The sequence below is a fragment of the Aeromonas sp. HMWF014 genome, assembly GCF_963878295.1.
Taxonomy (GTDB): Bacteria; Pseudomonadota; Gammaproteobacteria; order Enterobacterales; family Aeromonadaceae; genus Aeromonas; species Aeromonas popoffii.
In genome coordinates, this window is sequence record NZ_CAWNYS010000461.1 from 1 (window position 1) to 1,515 (window position 1,515).

2 protein-coding genes are annotated in these 1,515 nt (G+C 55.2%); both read left to right on the forward strand.

Annotation, left to right across the window (positions count from 1 at the left end; all coding sequences use genetic code 11):
* Positions 1-46 precede the first annotated feature (46 nt).
* Positions 47-925, forward strand: a complete 879-nt coding sequence (locus tag AAC083_RS18105) for a cation diffusion facilitator family transporter (RefSeq protein ID WP_108537340.1) — start codon at positions 47-49, stop codon at positions 923-925.
* A 170-nt stretch (positions 926-1,095) separates the two neighbouring features.
* A complete protein-coding gene (locus AAC083_RS18110; RefSeq protein WP_011899186.1) occupies positions 1,096-1,380 on the forward strand; it encodes a DUF3811 domain-containing protein in 285 nt (94 codons plus the stop codon).
* Positions 1,381-1,515 lie beyond the last annotated feature (135 nt).

Below are 1,515 nucleotides of genomic sequence, written 5' to 3' on the forward strand. Positions count from 1 at the left end.
ATCCAACCCTATTTGTGAAAATATTATATAAAAAATAGGATATCCCATGACCAGAAAAAGCAGAGCGGCCTTGGTCTCAGTTTGCTCCAATATCACCCTGATTATCATGAAGATATTTGCCGGGGCCTTGAGTGGCTCCGTCAGTATTATTTCCGAAGCCATCCACTCAGCAATGGACCTGGTTGCATCGCTCATCGCGCTGTTTGCGGTACGTCGGTCGGATATTCCACCCGATCAACGCCACCCCTATGGTCATGACAAGATCGAAAACGTCTCCGGCGTCATAGAAGCCCTGTTAATCCTGCTGGCTGCGGGCTGGATCATCTTCGAAGCCATCGGCAAGTTGATCACACCCACACCGGTCGAAAGTGTGGGCTTTGGCGTGCTGGTCATGCTGATCTCGGCGCTGGTCAACAGCGGTGTTTCCACCTATCTCTACCGGGTGGCGAAAGAGGAAGAGTCCATCGCGCTGGCCGCCGATGCCTTGCACCTCAAGGCAGACGTACTGACCTCTCTCGGGGTCGCAGGCGGCCTGCTCGGTATCTGGATCGCCGACGGGCTGGGCTACAACCTCTATTTGCTCGACCCCATAGTGGCCATCTGCGTGGCAATATTCATTCTCCGGGAAGCCATCGCCATGCTCAATCAGGCCTTTCAGCCCCTGCTGGATCACAGCATGAGCGAGGAGGAGCTGGCCATCACCACTCAGGTGATCGAGCAGTGCTGCCCCGAGCATGGTGGCTTTCACGCCCTGCGTAGCCGTCAGGCCGGACGCCGTCGTCATATCGATTTCCACCTGACCCTGCCCAAGGAGATGAGCATAGAGCTCTCCCATGCCATCTGTGATCAGATAGAGCAGGGCATCATGCACCACCTGCCCCATGCCATAGTGCTGATCCATGTCGAACCGAGCGGCCACGGTTGAGAGACGTGCCATGCAACCCGGAAAATGCGATAAATCTGTAGTGAACTGGCAGATAAATAACGAAAAAAAGCGTGGAACCCGCACTTTTATGGCCGTGGAGCACATTGCGTAAGAAATAGTCGACGAAAATGTGTTAGGGTATCCCATCCCCCAGCCGCCAGGAGCGCGCCGTGAAAAAGTTGGAAATGAAAGACCTCACCGAGGCCGAAAAGGCCGAGATAACCCTGTTGCTCCAAAAAGCCCAGGCCAATGCTGACCATCAGCTGACCAACGCAGAACGTAACAGGATCCGTGAGGAAGGCCGGCTTAAAATCGTGGCAGATCGTGCAGAGGCAGCCAAGGTGGCCTCCAAACTGGCTCGGGAAAAGGCCAAAGAGCGGGCCAGAAATCAGGTGCTGCCAGAAACCTTCAGCTGGATCGACTCCGTCAGCAACAAGTTCCGCAGCAAGCGCTGAGTTCGCTCACTCTTGATGAACGCCCGCCCACACAGCGCTGTGTGGGCGGGCGTTGATCGTTATGGCTCTCTCTACTTGATGAGGGCACCATCTGTACAAGCCCGACCGGCAACCACTCATCATGTTCACCAAGGA